Consider the following 14216-nt stretch of genomic DNA (forward strand, 5'->3'; position numbering starts at 1 on the left):
CAGGGCATTTCGCCTCGCGTTTCATGCAACTGACGGAGGCTGAATGGCGCGCGCTTATCAGGATACGCCGTATCGACTGCGCCGCTCGGGCGGATTACTCACCGTGAGCCGCACAGGCGTGTGCGCCGCGATCATCGCCAGCGCGATGCTCTCGGCCGTTTCCGGACAGGAATCGTTGGCCCGTATTGATGTGCGGGTCGCCGTCGCGCCAATACCCTTCAAGGGCAGCGATGGTGAGACGCATCTCGCTTATGAACTGGTCCTCAATGACATTCCGCGAATGGGCGCTCAGATCGACCGCATCGAGGTGTTTGCGGAATCAGCTGCGAAGCCACTGATCGCGTATGCGGGCAAAGACCTGGATCAGCGCGTTATGCGTCCGGCGGCGGACCCCAAGTTCGCTATGGGCGAGCGATTCCCAGCGGCACTACCGCCCTCATCCACGTGTGGATCACGCTCGCGAAGGATCAGCTGGTGCCACGTGTACTCCGGCATTCATTCCAGGTTTCAACTGAAGGCGGCCAGCCGCTGGTCGCGGCCAATGTACGAGTGGATGTTCGCTCGGCGCCGCCGATCGTTGTGGGATCGCCGTTTCGTGCGGGTATGTGGCTGGTGCATAACGGACCTGGGCAACACCGGTCCGCGCACTGGGGAAGCGCGCTTGTGGATGGGCGAACGACCTGGATTCCGCAGCGATATGCAATCGACTTCATTGGGGTCGACGACAACGGGAGAGCCGTTCGCGGGGACTTCCGGAAGTCTTCAAACGACGACTGGATTGGCTTTGGCCGTGAAATACTTGCGGTGCTCGATGGCACCGTCTACGCAGCACGCGATGGCATAGTCGACAATCAACCACTGGTTGAACCACCGCGCCCATCGTCTCCTTCAGCTGCAAACACGTACGGAAACTACGTGATCATTAGAGCAGGCGACGGCACATTCGTTCATTATGCACACCTGCAGCGGAACAGTGTCGCCGTCAAAGCGGGGGAAGCCGTACGGCGGGGTCAACTAATTGGTCGCCTCGGGAACTCAGGCAACACGAACGGGGCGCATCTTCATTTCAACATTACCGACGCCCCAGAAGCGGGGACGACGCAAGGGATTCCGTTCGTGTTCGATACCATCGAATCACTCGGCAGCACAACGGCCGCCATTGCGTTGGGCGCGGAACCGTCAGCGGGCCCGACTCCGGTCTCGTCCGCGACGCAGGAAAGGATTCTCCCTCTCGACGGGGCGGTCGTGCGTTTCCGGTGATTGAGCCGCAGGCGCTGCGGTTTAGTGCGACAGGCCGGCCGGCAGCATTGCGTTCACCGACCTCAGCCATGCTGAAACGCGGTTCCAACTAGCGATGCTCTGGTCCACCAGCTCCCCCAGGTCTATTCCGAACACATGGGTCTTGAAAGGCCGTTGATCCGACGGCACAAATCTTGTGCCCAACTCGCCGCGCGGCCAGTTGAGAAACGGCACTACGCGATCGACCACTGATTGGCAATCCTTTCCTACGCCATAACCGACGACTAATGGTCGGTCGGGCAAAATAGCACACGAAGGGTTCGGCGCAGGATCGCCGCGCGTGAACTCTTGATTGAGTTTCAGAACATGTTGTCCCGCGCTCTCGCTGTCAGGGCACTTACACTTGCACACGTCGAGTCGAACCTGGAAGCCGCCATGCCGTTCGTTCGCAGTATGCCGAGTACTGAGGTCTCGATGGAGATCAAGACCGCCTGGTATCGGAACAGCGATAAGCGCTGGACGCCCAACGACATCGACGCGCTGTCCCTGGCGGTGCCGTACTGTGACATCGTCGTTACCGAGAAGGTTGTCACCATCTGCTGAATGCTGCTCGAATCGGTGAGCCAATGCACACGACGATTCCCCGACGACTGGAAGATCTTCCTGCAGCAATCGAGCGGTGGGCTCCACCGGCGGCTGACGGCTGAGTTGTTCCGGTGAGCGATTACATTTACCGGCGTGCCGCTAGCGCTAGCTGAAGAGCATTGCCGTGAAGATCGAGGACCTGACACAGACCGCGTCTGAGGCGAAGCCGCCGGAACAGCTTAGCGTCATCTTCATGCCGTTCCTACGGATGAAGCGCGGGTACACAGTGGCCGGCGGCGTCGAGTTTCTGCCGTTGCGTGACGGTACTGGAAAAGTGCCACCGATTCTACAATCCGTGGTTCCACCCCTGGATCGAATTCTGTCTGGATACGTGGATCGGCGTGGTAAGCCCTTCACGAACTGTGTGGTCGCCACGGTTCCTGGCAAGGGATGGAACCTGACGGACGATGACTTCAGCTCAGTGGAATGGGCGGCGTCGCTCCTCTTTCTGGTGTCATGGGCCTGCAACGAATACTTCCCGCGATTCGGCGGCACGTATGTCAACTCGACCAACTTTAGAGTCGTGGGGCAACGGTTCATGGGTCCTTTGCCCACGTATATCTCGGTCTGGGCTCGACGCCGTGATGGCCACTCGATGGATGGTGGCTACAAACACGGAGACCTGACGTTCAACTTGCCAATCCAATGCTCGATCCGAGATGACGCGAACGTTGACGAGGCGTTTCTCCAAGCACTCGATGCGGCGAGCGCGAATGGCGCAACGACCATCAACCGCCTGAGCGCGGCCTTGCCATTTGTGCAGCTTGCGAATACGGACGACGACTTTATGATGGGAACGGCTGAAGCGATCCTCATGGGGTCCGCGTTCGAACAGTTGTTGCGCGCTGACGCGAGCGCGTACAGGCTCTCGCGGAAGTTCGGCAATCTCTTTGGACAGTTTGGCAGCGTTCGCGTCGCCGACGCTCAGAAAGGGCGACCGAACATCTTAATCGACGCAAGCCCTCACGATAGCGTGGCTTGGCGCGCCTGGAAGTGGGTGCAACGATCGGTTCCTCGACGCCGGATCACACAGCGCATCGATCATTTCCTGGCATCGCGTCTCCAAGCCGCCCACTTGAACTGGTGGGTACACCGAAAGTGGATCGAAGAGCTCTACGACCTGCGCAGCAAGGTCGTTCACAAAGGACACCACGCCAGCCGTAAGTGGGGATGGAGCATATTCGAACATTTGGTGATGGCGGCCCACATATTTCCGCGGACGGTGAAGCTGCTGCTTGTTGAGAATGGGCACTATCAGTTGAGTGACAACGATCGCATCGGCTGTCTCGCCGTGGACAAGCTTCTCTCTTCCACGCGATGGGTAGAGAGTCGTGATATGGGCGAGGAATCGTCGGATTCGTGGACTGCAATCACCTCGAAAATTAGACGGGATCTCGACTGGGACAAAGCGTGGGAGGCGGTGCGGAAGAAGTACCCGGACAGGTTCGGCGGGGGATGATCAACTGGACTGCAGCCGCACTGGGAGACCGTCCAGTCAGGTCACGAATGCCAGGCGGCTCCAGTCAATTGACCACAGCTTCCCGGCGTGCCGACTTGCCCCCACAGTGTCATCGTGCGATTCGCCGATCGCCTTGACTGAAGACACCAGAGCCCGACCGGCAAGCATGCGACTCACGAGGCTTCGGGTACGTCACTCATCAGCTGGAAACCAACTGGATTGATCCTTCGGCAGCCGATGCTCCAGGTCATAGGCCTCTATAAGGTCGCTGGCGGAGAAAAGGTCGGGAAAGAGGGCCACATTGGTCCCGCCCGGAGAGGCGAGACTCGGAAAGACGATTCCGCCGTGGCCTGCACGGCGCACGATATCGCCCAGCACCCAACTCGGTGGTTCTATATGCAAGTCGAATGCGAAATGGCGCCAGTCCGTCGGCCAGTCCAGCCACAAGGGATCCCATGGCGGGCCTTTGTGGAGCTGGCGCACGTCCACAACACTGCTGACCGTGACCTTGTACGAGCAGATGGTGCATGGCGGGAGGAGGGGCGACGTCTGCTGGTATTCGCGAAGCGCCGTCACGTCCTCCAGCGACAGATATAGCGCTTCAATGCCCGGCTGGTTGAATCGACCTCCTGCCCTAGCCGCACCCGCTCCGCTCGTCGGCGCGATCGCCCATTTTGGGTCGTGCGCGCGATACGCAACGGTCCCCTCCGCCAGCTCCGAAAGGATCAACCGACGTACCCCGATCGAATCGATTCGAAGTACCGAATCACGTCGTCGGTTCGGCCCTCGCTGACAAGTTGGTAAGCGGTCTTGTGCTCAAAGGCCACGATCGGGGCGTTCTTCAGGAAGAAAATGGTGCGTTCGAGATCGGGTTGAATCGTCGCGGCGGCCGACAGCACACGCACCAGATTGCGTAGGTAGTCCTGCAGCTTCGGCGACTCAGGGTGCAATCGCACGGTGTTTCTGTGCACCCCGGCGAGGGCGGCGAGCTCTTGGAGCTGTATGGAGAACCTCTCAGCGATTCTCGTCGGGGACAGGTTCGGCGTCCCCTCCTCTTGGAACTCTTCGAGCACAGCATCAAAGGCGACGGCGGGTATGGCTCACCTCCTCAGGTGATGCACATTATACGCACACTACATGCACAGTGCCAAGAGCCATGTGGAGTGGTCCCTCTACGCTGCGCGTCTCAAGTGATCCAAGTGCCGCAGCCAACTCATCAGTTGGTTCGAACTGGCGCAAATCTGGTCCACTAGCTTCCTCGCTTCGCTCGGTCGCCGGCGGACCATCCGCGTTTCAGGCAAACGGCTTTGCCTTCGGCTCGACAGCCGGCTCGAATCCCGTCTGGTCCACCAGCTCCAAGTCGTTGATTCTAAACGGCTGAAGATTCCCACCCACGCCGGAGTTCGAACCACCACGGTCGGATCGGCTCGTCTCGCCAGATCCGCGACGTCGCGGGTCACGATGACGTCATCGTACAGCTCGAAACTTCAGCGGGAACTCTGGATCTGGCTTCGGTTACGACGGCGCTGCTGTTGTCGTTGATCGTCATGGTGATGATGATGATGAAGATGGCCACCGCTGTGTAGCGCACGGCGGAACAATCACGCTCAGGAGGATCGGCAAGTTCATGATGACATCCGCCAGAAGATCGGCCTCGCTGCGGAGTAGCGAGTCATCTCGCCGGCACGCTTACCCGCCGCGGTAGGTTCATCGATCTTTCGTGGGAATCTGATCGCAAGGGCTGCTCCCATCCGCTGAACGCGGGTGAGCCGCCTGCCATCTGTCAGCAACGCCTTGAATCAGGCGGCAACGCCGCGTGCCAGTTTCTCCCAGAGATCGCGTTCGCGCTGGTGGGGATCGGCAGCCAGAGTGCGTTCTTCTTCGGTCAGGTCGAGAAGAAACCGGAAGCCGCGCGCACAATCGGCGGTGATTCTGTCCTTGTCTATCGTGACCGTCCGGCGCACAAGCTGGCCCAGGTCGTTCCAATCGAAGTCACGGCCATCCTCAAGTTTCCGCAGCAGGCGCTCGGGATCGAAACTGTCCCGCGCCTGTCAGAGCTTGAGCACGACAAGCCTGCGCACGAGCGGCTGATCGAGCGGTCTTGTTGCGAACATCCCGAGGTCGTAGATATCACGCGCCTTGCTGCGCTGATAGCAGGCGCGAATCTTTTCGGCGAGGACTTCAGGAAGGCTGAGACAGACGACCTCGGCCGGTGCGAACGGCAAATGGCCGAAGTAGCTCTGTTCAACCTGCGCGCGCCGTTCGACGGCCAGCGTTGGCGTTTCGCGGCGGCTGATCTGTGCTTGATCTCGCTGCCCGCGGCATTCCAGTCGTGGAGGTAGGCGGCGTTGACGCCCCAGGACAGGCCGTCCTGCGTCTCGTAGTAGCCCTCATCGGGGATCGAGAACTGAATGCCGTGAAACGGGGGCTCGAATGCCTCCATCATCGCGAGGATGATGTCTTCGTGGTCGTGCTCCTGGACTCCTGTGAAATCCAGATCTGTCGAGAATCTGCCCTGGCTGCCGACGAACATCTTCCGCAGGCACGTTCCGCCCTTGAAGGCGAGCCGGGCGAGAATCCCGCGCTCGGACAGGAGCTGCAGGAGGGAGGTCAGGATGATCTCTTTCTCCGCGATCATGATGTCGCGAAGCCCGGATTCCATGGCGTAGCGCTGGACCTGCGGGCGTGTGAGCATTCGTCTAGCGATCCTTCCTGATCGTCTTCCGCTGTCCCAATCCCGCGCTGCCGCGCAGTTCCTCCGCGCTCACATTGACGAACAGCCGCCAGGTCTCGTCGAAGCCGATCGCGTGCTGCGCGCGCGCGCGCGCCGGATCTGGCCCGAGCCACGTCTTGCGCGTGCGCGTCGAGACATCGAGCAGGTGCGCGCGCACGTTCTGCGGCACGTCAGCCTTGACGTGATCGAGCAGCCAGCCGACACGGTGCGGCAAGGGGCTTGAGGCGAACCGGTCGACATAGCTGGCCGCCTTCGTCCAGTCGAACCGGCGGCTGGCGTTCGCGAATATCGCGGTGGCCTCGCCGATGCCACCGGCGAGCTCGGGATGGTCGACGCAATCAAGGGCTGTCTTTTCGCGGTCGGACATCATGACCTCTTGGCCGAGCACGTCGGCGGGCTTGAAGCCAAAGAACTTCTTGGCCGTTTGATTGACGATGCGCACGCGCGCCTCTCCGACGCTCCTGTTGCGCAGCTTTGAGGGGGTCACCAGGAAAATGACGTTGCGATGCTGTGTCGTCAGACCGTAATGCGAGGCGGCCGTGCCGAAGCCGATGTAGTAAGGGTCTGCGACGCGGCTTGCGAGCGCGAGCAGATTACTGTCGCCGAGCGCGTCGGGACCCTGCTCGGGGGGAACGAGCAGGTACTTGCCCCAGGTCGCGCGCTCCAGCCAGCCCTTTTTCCGTAAGCCGTCGATTACCGCATCCGCGGCTTTGGGGGTGCTTCCGAGGAGGTGGATGATCTCCTCGCGTGTGGTGTCGCGGCGGCCTTGCTCGGTCAGAGCAAGGACGACGCGGCTTTCCTGTGGCGACAGTGACCGGGTTGGGACTCCCATTGCAATGTGACCATCAAAACCCCCTTTAACAGAGGGTTTTGATGGTCATTATGCACGATCCAGGAATGCCCTCGAAACAGCCTGGTCGATTTATTCGACAAAACCCTCTGAATTGGAGGGTTTTGACGGTTAGTTTGCTATCTGATGGGCGTGGTTCGACGACGGTGATCCCTGAACCTGAGCCGTTTGGCGGCCGGACTGCCACTGTTGTGAAGAACGCTGATGCTGCCTCCATCCAAGTCGAGGAGAAGGGCGGGCCCGTCGTCGCCGTCCTTGCCGGGCACGGCGATCTCGAGATGCAGGCGAACTGCAGCCCAGACGCTTTGGTCTTCCTGAGCGCCCTCTCGATCTCAGGCTTTCGGATGATTCGCGTGCCACGAGTCTGGGACAGCCTCGAGCGTCGCACGGCGGAGGCGGACTCGCACCGAGAGTTCAGTCAGTTGGCGCGAACATTCAAGACGGCTCCCCTCGAAGGTTGTTCGCGATTCACGCTTGGCCCTCGCCGACTCATCCAGGCTTGTTGCGGAGAAACGGCGACCGTTGAGCAATTTCGCTCGCCTCCGAAAGCGTGTCCGCGCGAATGACGGAGAAGCCACCAATCAACTCCTTCACTTCCGCCATCGCTGCATCGGTCTTGACCTTGGTGCCGTTCTTCGTCAGCACCACGCCCTCAGGTGTCAGTGCCGCTCCGGGGTTGCGCAGGTTCCCCGACGCCTCAAGCGCCTTGAACCACGCTCCCACTCCTGCATCACGGTCTGAATCTCCTCGGGAGAGCGGTTCTCCATCCAGGCTGGATCCCCGCCTTGATAGATCAATAGGAAGTCCGCCATCGTACTGCCTCCTTACGATTCGATGTGGACAACACCGTTGGTCTCACCATCATGACGCACGAGAACCTCGAAATAGGACATGGCGGATTAGGTTCTGCGGCGATAGCGGAGGAAGACGACGCCGTTGCTGAAGCGGCGCTCGTTCAGCAACTCGAGCTCGACGCGGGTGTCGTGGGGGAGGTACGACGTGCCACCACCTACGGCGATGGGATTGACGAACAGGTGGTACTCGTCGACCAGTCCGGCCTTGATGGCGTGGGCCGCGAGGTTGGGACCGCCCACGCTGATGTCGCGTTCGGCAGCCGCCTTCATCCGCCGGACAGCATCAGGGTGGAAGACCGTTTCGATCCGCGTCCTGGCGCTGGACGCGGTCGCCAGCGTGGTGGAGTACACGACCTTGTCGGTTGTCCGCCAGATCTCGGCGAAGTCCTTGGTGACGGGCGGCTGGTCGGCGACGTCCAGGCTCTCCCAGGCGACCAGCACCTCGTACATCCGGCGGCCCAAAAGGAAGGTGCCGACCGACCGTGTGAGGTCGTTGATGACGGTGTGCACCTCCGTGTCCGGCACACTCCAGTCAAACTTGCCGGCCCGGTCGGCGATGTAGCCGTCGAGCGATACGATCCCCGAGTAGATCAACTTGGCCATGCTTTGATTACCTCATGCCGCCGACAGGATCGGAGCATCAACCCGTTACTGGACACGGGCCAGCAGCAGCGCCCGATGCGCCTGCCGAGATACCCTCTGAAGACTTCGACGTCGGGCAATTCCGGCACGCTCGTCACTCGTCTGTCATCCTGACGAGGCGGAGGGTCACACGCTCTTCCTGGAGTGGCGCCATACCGACTCCCGTGCCCTCACCCGAGATTTCGTTGAGCACCTCCGCGTCGAACTGGTGGAGCGGCGTGTCGACGGCCACCGCGACGTAGCGGCCAGGCAGGACCTGTTCCACGACGACTGTGCCATCGGCTGCGACAGACGCGGAACGGAACGAGACCTCGTAGGGCGTGGGACCGGCACCTCCTGGAGGCCAGGGTCGAACAGCATGACGTATGCCTCCGCGGCCTAGCGGATCGCATCAGGACGGTCTTCGTCGAACGGTTACCGCTCGCCTGCATTTCATCAGCGAGCTACGCGCAGCTGGGCGGGCCCGATCCACGCACCGACCCCTTCAAGGCGTCACGACAGACGGGACGTCGGATCCCGTCTGGTCCACACCAACCCTTGCATAGCCAGCGGGCTTCGGCTAGGCAGGCCAACAACCGAAGGAGGACCTTCCCTCGCGTCGCGTGGTTGCCGGCGCGCCGTGCTTTCGCGCAAAGCCGGAGCCGTCTTCGCCTCGTGGTTCTCGGCCTGAATGGTCGGCGCAACTATTGTGCCAGACTGGTCCCGGAACGAGTTGATGCAGATAGCGCATACGAAGCGACAAACCAATTCGCTCGCGTTCTATCAATCCCGACAGGCGTCCGTCATGGCAGGATCAACATATTTTCGTCTTGCATCCCTTCATGGTCCCGCACCTTTTGCTCTATGCTTTCGCACGAGGCGTTTAGATGGGCATACTCAGTCTCGGCGCGCTCCTGGGGTGCTCGACGACGGACGCGGTACGACAGGCGCGCGGAACGCGCGTCAAGTGCTCCGTTCTTCCCGCACTCGGCATTTTCCTCGCGGTTATTGCCGCACCAGCGTTCAGCGCGGTCGAATCGGAAGCCCGAGGCGATACTGCTCGGGCGCACGTCGAGGGCGTGGCGGAGACCCACATCTTCGTTCTCACGCTTCTCCTGGGGTGGAGTGTTCTTGGCTGGATCGCCGCGCTCGTATGGTCGTGCACGGCCGTTCACCGTTCCGACCGCGGCGGTGAAACCGTCTAGACTTAAGCTGCGTTGAGTGCCATTCGATAGCTCGTCAGTTTCCTCAGCGCGGCTTGGTGATGGCGACGATCGACAGGCTCAGCGCGAGCTGGACCTCGCCCGGCCTCGAGGTCGAAGTCGCGAAGCTCCGCTGCCATGAACGGGTGGAGCGTCCGGAGCACCGCGCGTCCCGCGAGCAGATCGACGCCGCCACGCCGCAGCTTGCGCGCGCTCGAGCCGGTCAGGACGAAGCGACGGCGCTCCTTCGATTCGATCAGCGCGTGGACGACATTGAGGAGCTCAGGAACACGCTGGACCTTGTCCAGCACAACCGTCGACGTCTTGGGCGCCCCGCTGGCACACGTCCAGTTCGAGACCATTCACCGGTACCTCGACGGCAACGGGCGCATTGGGCGCCTTCTCATCACGCTCCTGCTCGAGCACTGGAAGCTGCTCTCCGCGCCGCTTCTCTACCTGAGCCTCTTCTTCAAGCGGCACCGGAACGAGTACTACCGACTGCTCGCCGACGTCCGGCGGCACGGCGACTGGGAGGCCTGGACGGACTTCTTCCTCGAGGGCGTGGCCACCATCGCGGACGACGCGGTAGCCACGGCCCGTGACGTCTTCGCGTCGGTGAATGCCGATCAACAGCGGCTGCTAGCGACGTCCGGCGCGTCGGTCGTCGTGGTCCGGCTCTTGCAGCAACTCCCGGTCCATCCCGTAGTTACTATCCCGGGCATCGTGAGGCTCTTGAAAACAACCAAGCCCACGGCAAGTAAGGCCGTTCAGCTTCTCGAGCGCCTCGGCGTCCTTGTCGAGACGAGCGGAAAGCAGCGCGATCGAACCTTCGCGTACAAGAAGTATCTGGAACGCCTTCGCGCGGGCACCGACCTCGAGGACCGATGACGATGGTGCTTGCCGGCGAACAAGCGGACGTAGGAAGAGCCTGTCCCGTCGAGCCCAGGCGGCGAGCGCCAAGGTTCATACGATATTTCGGAGGGAGCAGAACGTCAGCCGACGGCCCCAGGCTCCGGTCTTCCTCGTCTACCTAGTCATTGCCAGTTTGGTTGTGCGGTTCTGTACACCACGAACAACCGTGCTAGCGTCTAGGCTCATGGACGAATCGCAGAGTGTAATCCGAGCGGCGATGCAGATAGCGGACGCAATCGCGCGGAGGGACACAGACGCGATCGTGGCTCTGCTTGCCCCGGGCTTTCTCCATCGCACTCCAGGTCGAGAAACACGAGACGCCGACGCCTTCGTCAGCGGAATCCGAGAGATCCCCGGCGAGATCATCTTCGTCAGAGTCGGCAGTCTCGAGGTCGACCTGTCCAACGCCGGCGCCCTCGTGACTGGTATCCAGCACGCCCAAGTACGGATCGATGGGAAGGACATCGATGACCGCCGCGCGTTCGTCGATTGGTTCGTCAAGCACGGCGGAGAATGGCGGATACGAGTAGCCGTTGACTTACCCGCAGCGCAGGGAGTCTCGGCAGTCTCAGAAGGTGGCTAACCGCCCATGCGGCTCGGCCACATGGTCGTGAGCCCTGCGTTCACTCGCGAGAACGCCGCACTGCTTACCGCGGGCGTACAACGGTCGAGCGACCGTCGTCGGCAACAGTTGATCATCATTCCGATCCGTCTGCGCGTGTCACATGGACGACCCGATCGTCGCCTCGACCAGACACGTGGACGCGCCATGGATTGCAGCAGACCTCGCAGTCCTGAACGAAGCTGCCGTTGACGTCAGGCTCGACGTAGATTTCCAAGCGCTCGCCGCAAAACGGACACGTGACCAAGAACTCGTCTGGCATTTCCTGGCAATCCTACTGCAATGCTGATCGACCAGCGATGCATTGCACGTGTCCTGTCGGTCGACGTGGCTCGGCGAAGGGCCGCGCCGTTTAGTTGGGCTCGCCGATGCTCGACCGCTGGCACGCAGCGATACGATGGTCGGCTCCTGGATCGGTAGACACTGGGCGACACGGGACCAATCGGCATTGGGCCGCGCTGCTGATCGGCTTACTATTGGCCAGATCACGCCAGCGCTTACCCAAGGAGGGGAGATGCAAGACGACCGCATCCGGTGTTGCGCGCTCGCGCTGACCGTACTCCTACTTCTCAGCGGCTCAACTGCGGCACGAGCACAGGACGCTCCGACTTCGCCGCCGCTTCCTCCACCGGGCCGGTTAGTCGATGTCGGCGGCTGGCGCCTGCATCTGAACTGCGTGGGCGAGGCACGCACCTCAGGGCCGATTGTCATCCTGGAGGCCGGCGCCGGCGATTTTTCAGTGGATTGGAGTCTGGTACAGCCAAGCGTCGCTCGCTTTGCGCGCGTCTGCTCGTATGACCGCGCCGGATCCGGGTGGAGCGATCTTGGTCCGCAGCCGCGGACCATGCACCAAATCGTCTATGAGCTGCACACGCTGCTCGAGAAAGCTGGCGAGCGGTCCCCGTACGTCCTCGTCGGACACTCATACGGCGGCGGGTTGGTGCGCCTGTATCAATTCACGTATCCCGCCGATGTCGCCGGCGTACTGCTCGTCGAGGCGGGCGCTGATAATCCGTGGCGACAGACGCCCGACAAAGGATTGGTCCGTTCGTCCGACCTCGCGACCGGGAAGCCGATTCCTGAGGTGAAGACCTCGGACCCGCTACGCAACAGCGAGATTCCCCCACGGTTCGTGACAATGATCAGAGACCAGGTGCGGCAGCTCAGTCCTCACGCAAACGATCCGCCTCGCGACACACTGCCTGCCAATGCGCAACGCATGCGGACCTGGTCGTACGCGCAGGTGAAGATGCACATCTCGAACGACAATCCCTTCGAGGCTGAGGAGCTTGGAATACTGCGCGCCGAGCGGACCCGAACAGCGCATGTGCTGGGCGATCTACCACTGATCCTGCTGTCGCGAGGACTTCCAGAAGACTCGAGTCAGGCCGGTGAAGAGGAGCACAACAGAGATCAGGCGGCGTTGGTCGCGCCAGCCGCCACTTGGCATGGCCTGTCTAGGAAAGCGCAGCTTCGAGGATCGCGGCCTTGAGAGGATCGGCTGGCTTCCAGTGTCTCTCGTGAGCAATTCGTCGTCGAGAGAAATGGGCTCGCGCGTCAAGTGTCCGGTGTGTCGCCCCCCGCAGTGGGGTGTGACTGTCGAACGCTCGCGCGGCAGCAACCAGGCTCGCGTTGAGATCATGCGTTCCATCAGGGCCAATATCGAGTATGCCCCACTCAACGTGAGTGACCGCTATGGCTCGACGCTGCGCGGTCTCGACAAAGATTAGCGCATACCGAATGCGCTTGGCGGCGAAGGCCGGCACTGGCTCCCCATGAACGACTCGATCGAATCGGGTGTAGGGCCAGCGTTCGAACGTTCCATCGTCGTTCACCACAAAGGTCCGGAGGCCTGTCCCCATTCCTTCACCTTCATTCGTGTTCGCCGAACACTGAGCCTGCCGTGTCAGGTAGTCACATCGGCTCGGTGTCTGGTGGCTCCCGCGCGGCCCCGCCGAGTAGCGCATTCAACAGCGCGTGTCGTTTGGAGCCAAACGGATTAGTGACGCTCACCCCACGCCAGGTGAATCCGTCTTGGAGGTCCTCCGAGAGCAGCAGACGACAATCAGATTCCGCCGCCACCGACAACATTACGGCGTCCCAGACCTTCAGGTGGTGATCGGTGGAGAGATCGACAGCATTAACCATCACAGTCGCCGATGTATCGCTGACCGCGTAAGCATCCCTCCAGGTCAGTGCCTGTCTCAGTTGTGTGATGCGCATATTCGACATCAACAGTATGCATTTGACGTATGCGACTGGCCAGCGCATTCTTTGGCTGTGAGCGGCCGCCGGGCAGGAAGAACCTGAGCTGCCACAGAAGGAGAAATCATCATGTCGGGCACTGCAATCGTCACGGGAGCATCGGGAGGAATCGGCCGCGCGGTCGCACGTCGGCTCGCTCGAGACGGCTTTGCCGTTGTCGTCAGCTACGCCGGCAGCGCGAGCAAGGCCGAAGAGAGCATCGCCGAGATCGTCGCGACCGGCGCACGCGCAACGGCCGTCCAGGCCGATGTGGCGAGCGCGCCGGATGTCGAGCGCCTCTTCAAGACAACGGTCGACGGGTTCGGATCGGTGGACGTCGTCGTGAACTGCGCGGGCATCATGCCCCTGCGCCCGATCGCCGGGGGCGATACGGATGCCTTTGACAAGGTGATCGCCACCAATCTGCGCGGCACCTTCCTGATGCTCGCGCAGGCGGCGCAGCACGTACGCGCCGGCGGACGCATCATCGCATTCTCCACCAGCGTCATTGCGAAGGCGTTCCCCACGTATGGCCCGTACATCGCCTCAAAGGCCGGCGTCGAAGGGCTGGTGCACGTGCTCGCCAACGAGCTACGCGGCCGCAACATCACAGTCAACGCCGTTGCGCCCGGACCGGTCGCAACGGAGCTGTTCCTGTCAGACAAGAGCGAGGCACAGATCGAACAACTGCGCAAGCTTCCGCCGCTCGAGCGCATCGGTGAACCGGACGACATCGCCGGCGTGGTCTCGTTCCTTGCCGGTCCGGACGGGGCGTGGGTGAACGCGCAGGTGCTGCGCGCGAACGGGGGCTTCGCTTGATTCGAACGGGCCCGG

17 protein-coding genes and 1 pseudogene are annotated in these 14216 nt (G+C 61.7%); 8 read left to right on the plus strand and 10 right to left on the minus strand.

The features are described from left to right. The first annotated feature begins 474 nt into the window (after window positions 1-474). From GEV06_19900 to GEV06_19910, 3 genes are all read left to right on the plus strand, one after another. Window positions 475-1260: a peptidoglycan DD-metalloendopeptidase family protein gene (locus GEV06_19900; GenBank protein MPZ20157.1), complete on the plus strand. Its 786-nt coding sequence runs from the start codon at window positions 475-477 to the stop codon at window positions 1258-1260. 345 nt (window positions 1261-1605) lie between these two features. Continuing rightward, entirely contained in the window at window positions 1606-1842 is a 237-nt protein-coding gene (locus GEV06_19905; protein ID MPZ20158.1) for a hypothetical protein, read from the plus strand. Between the two features lie 166 nt (window positions 1843-2008). Continuing rightward, window positions 2009-3343, plus strand: a complete 1335-nt coding sequence (locus tag GEV06_19910; GenBank protein MPZ20159.1) for a hypothetical protein — start codon at window positions 2009-2011, stop codon at window positions 3341-3343. Window positions 3344-3535: 192 nt separating this feature from the next. Here the strand turns inward: GEV06_19910 and GEV06_19915 are convergent, their stop codons facing one another. The 7 genes and pseudogenes from GEV06_19915 to GEV06_19945 form a co-directional block, all read right to left on the minus strand. Beyond that, window positions 3536-4072, minus strand: coding sequence for an RES domain-containing protein (locus GEV06_19915; protein MPZ20160.1), 537 nt, complete (start codon window positions 4070-4072; stop codon window positions 3536-3538). Further along, window positions 4069-4440 (minus strand): DNA-binding protein, encoded by a 372-nt coding sequence (locus GEV06_19920; protein ID MPZ20161.1) that lies wholly within the window; start codon window positions 4438-4440, stop codon window positions 4069-4071. The genes GEV06_19915 and GEV06_19920 overlap by 4 nt, the downstream gene beginning before the upstream one ends. Before the next feature lie 954 nt (window positions 4441-5394). Further along, window positions 5395-5703, minus strand: a complete 309-nt coding sequence (locus GEV06_19925; GenBank protein MPZ20162.1) for a hypothetical protein — start codon at window positions 5701-5703, stop codon at window positions 5395-5397. Between the two features lie 125 nt (window positions 5704-5828). Beyond that, window positions 5829-6038, minus strand: a pseudogene (locus GEV06_19930) (nucleotidyl transferase AbiEii/AbiGii toxin family protein). A gap of 4 nt (window positions 6039-6042) precedes the next feature. Beyond that, a complete protein-coding gene (locus GEV06_19935) occupies window positions 6043-6909 on the minus strand; it encodes a hypothetical protein (GenBank protein MPZ20163.1) in 867 nt (288 codons plus the stop codon). Between the two features lie 507 nt (window positions 6910-7416). Then, window positions 7417-7758, minus strand: coding sequence for a hypothetical protein (locus tag GEV06_19940; protein ID MPZ20164.1), 342 nt, complete (start codon window positions 7756-7758; stop codon window positions 7417-7419). Between the two features lie 68 nt (window positions 7759-7826). Continuing rightward, window positions 7827-8384 carry a deaminase gene (locus GEV06_19945; GenBank protein MPZ20165.1) on the minus strand — a complete coding sequence of 186 codons (558 nt, stop codon included), beginning with the start codon at window positions 8382-8384 and terminating at the stop codon, window positions 7827-7829. Between the two features lie 905 nt (window positions 8385-9289). Between GEV06_19945 and GEV06_19950 the strand changes: the two genes are divergently transcribed. Then, complete coding sequence (locus GEV06_19950; protein ID MPZ20166.1) at window positions 9290-9607, plus strand: superinfection immunity protein; 318 nt, start codon at window positions 9290-9292, stop codon at window positions 9605-9607. Window positions 9608-9609: 2 nt separating this feature from the next. Here the strand turns inward: GEV06_19950 and GEV06_19955 are convergent, their stop codons facing one another. Then, window positions 9610-9966, minus strand: a complete 357-nt coding sequence (locus GEV06_19955; GenBank protein ID MPZ20167.1) for an AAA family ATPase — start codon at window positions 9964-9966, stop codon at window positions 9610-9612. Here GEV06_19955 and GEV06_19960 point away from each other — a divergent pair. After that, on the plus strand, window positions 9860-10492 hold the full coding sequence (locus GEV06_19960; protein ID MPZ20168.1) for a hypothetical protein: 633 nt from the start codon (window positions 9860-9862) through the stop codon (window positions 10490-10492). The two genes, GEV06_19955 and GEV06_19960, sit on opposite strands and share 107 nt — an antisense overlap. 208 nt (window positions 10493-10700) lie before the next feature. Continuing rightward, the gene (locus GEV06_19965; protein ID MPZ20169.1) at window positions 10701-11099 is read left to right on the plus strand and encodes a DUF4440 domain-containing protein; all 399 of its coding nucleotides are present in this window, start codon (window positions 10701-10703) and stop codon (window positions 11097-11099) included. A 115-nt stretch (window positions 11100-11214) separates the two neighbouring features. Here GEV06_19965 and GEV06_19970 read toward each other — a convergent pair whose 3' ends face one another. Further along, window positions 11215-11400 (minus strand): CPXCG motif-containing cysteine-rich protein, encoded by a 186-nt coding sequence (locus tag GEV06_19970; protein ID MPZ20170.1) that lies wholly within the window; start codon window positions 11398-11400, stop codon window positions 11215-11217. A gap of 48 nt (window positions 11401-11448) precedes the next feature. Here GEV06_19970 and GEV06_19975 point away from each other — a divergent pair, with 48 nt between their 5' ends. Continuing rightward, window positions 11449-12630 carry an alpha/beta fold hydrolase gene (locus tag GEV06_19975; protein ID MPZ20171.1) on the plus strand — a complete coding sequence of 394 codons (1182 nt, stop codon included), beginning with the start codon at window positions 11449-11451 and terminating at the stop codon, window positions 12628-12630. Window positions 12631-13052: 422 nt separating this feature from the next. Here GEV06_19975 and GEV06_19980 read toward each other — a convergent pair whose 3' ends face one another. Further along, entirely contained in the window at window positions 13053-13361 is a 309-nt protein-coding gene (locus tag GEV06_19980; GenBank protein ID MPZ20172.1) for a hypothetical protein, read from the minus strand. 111 nt (window positions 13362-13472) lie between these two features. On the opposite strand from GEV06_19980, the gene GEV06_19985 reads away from it, so the two are divergent. Beyond that, a complete protein-coding gene (locus GEV06_19985; protein ID MPZ20173.1) occupies window positions 13473-14201 on the plus strand; it encodes an SDR family oxidoreductase in 729 nt (242 codons plus the stop codon). The last annotated feature ends 15 nt before the right edge of the window (window positions 14202-14216 follow it).

Source organism: Luteitalea sp., from assembly GCA_009377605.1.
In the GTDB taxonomy this organism is placed as follows: domain Bacteria; phylum Acidobacteriota; class Vicinamibacteria; order Vicinamibacterales; family Vicinamibacteraceae; genus WHTT01.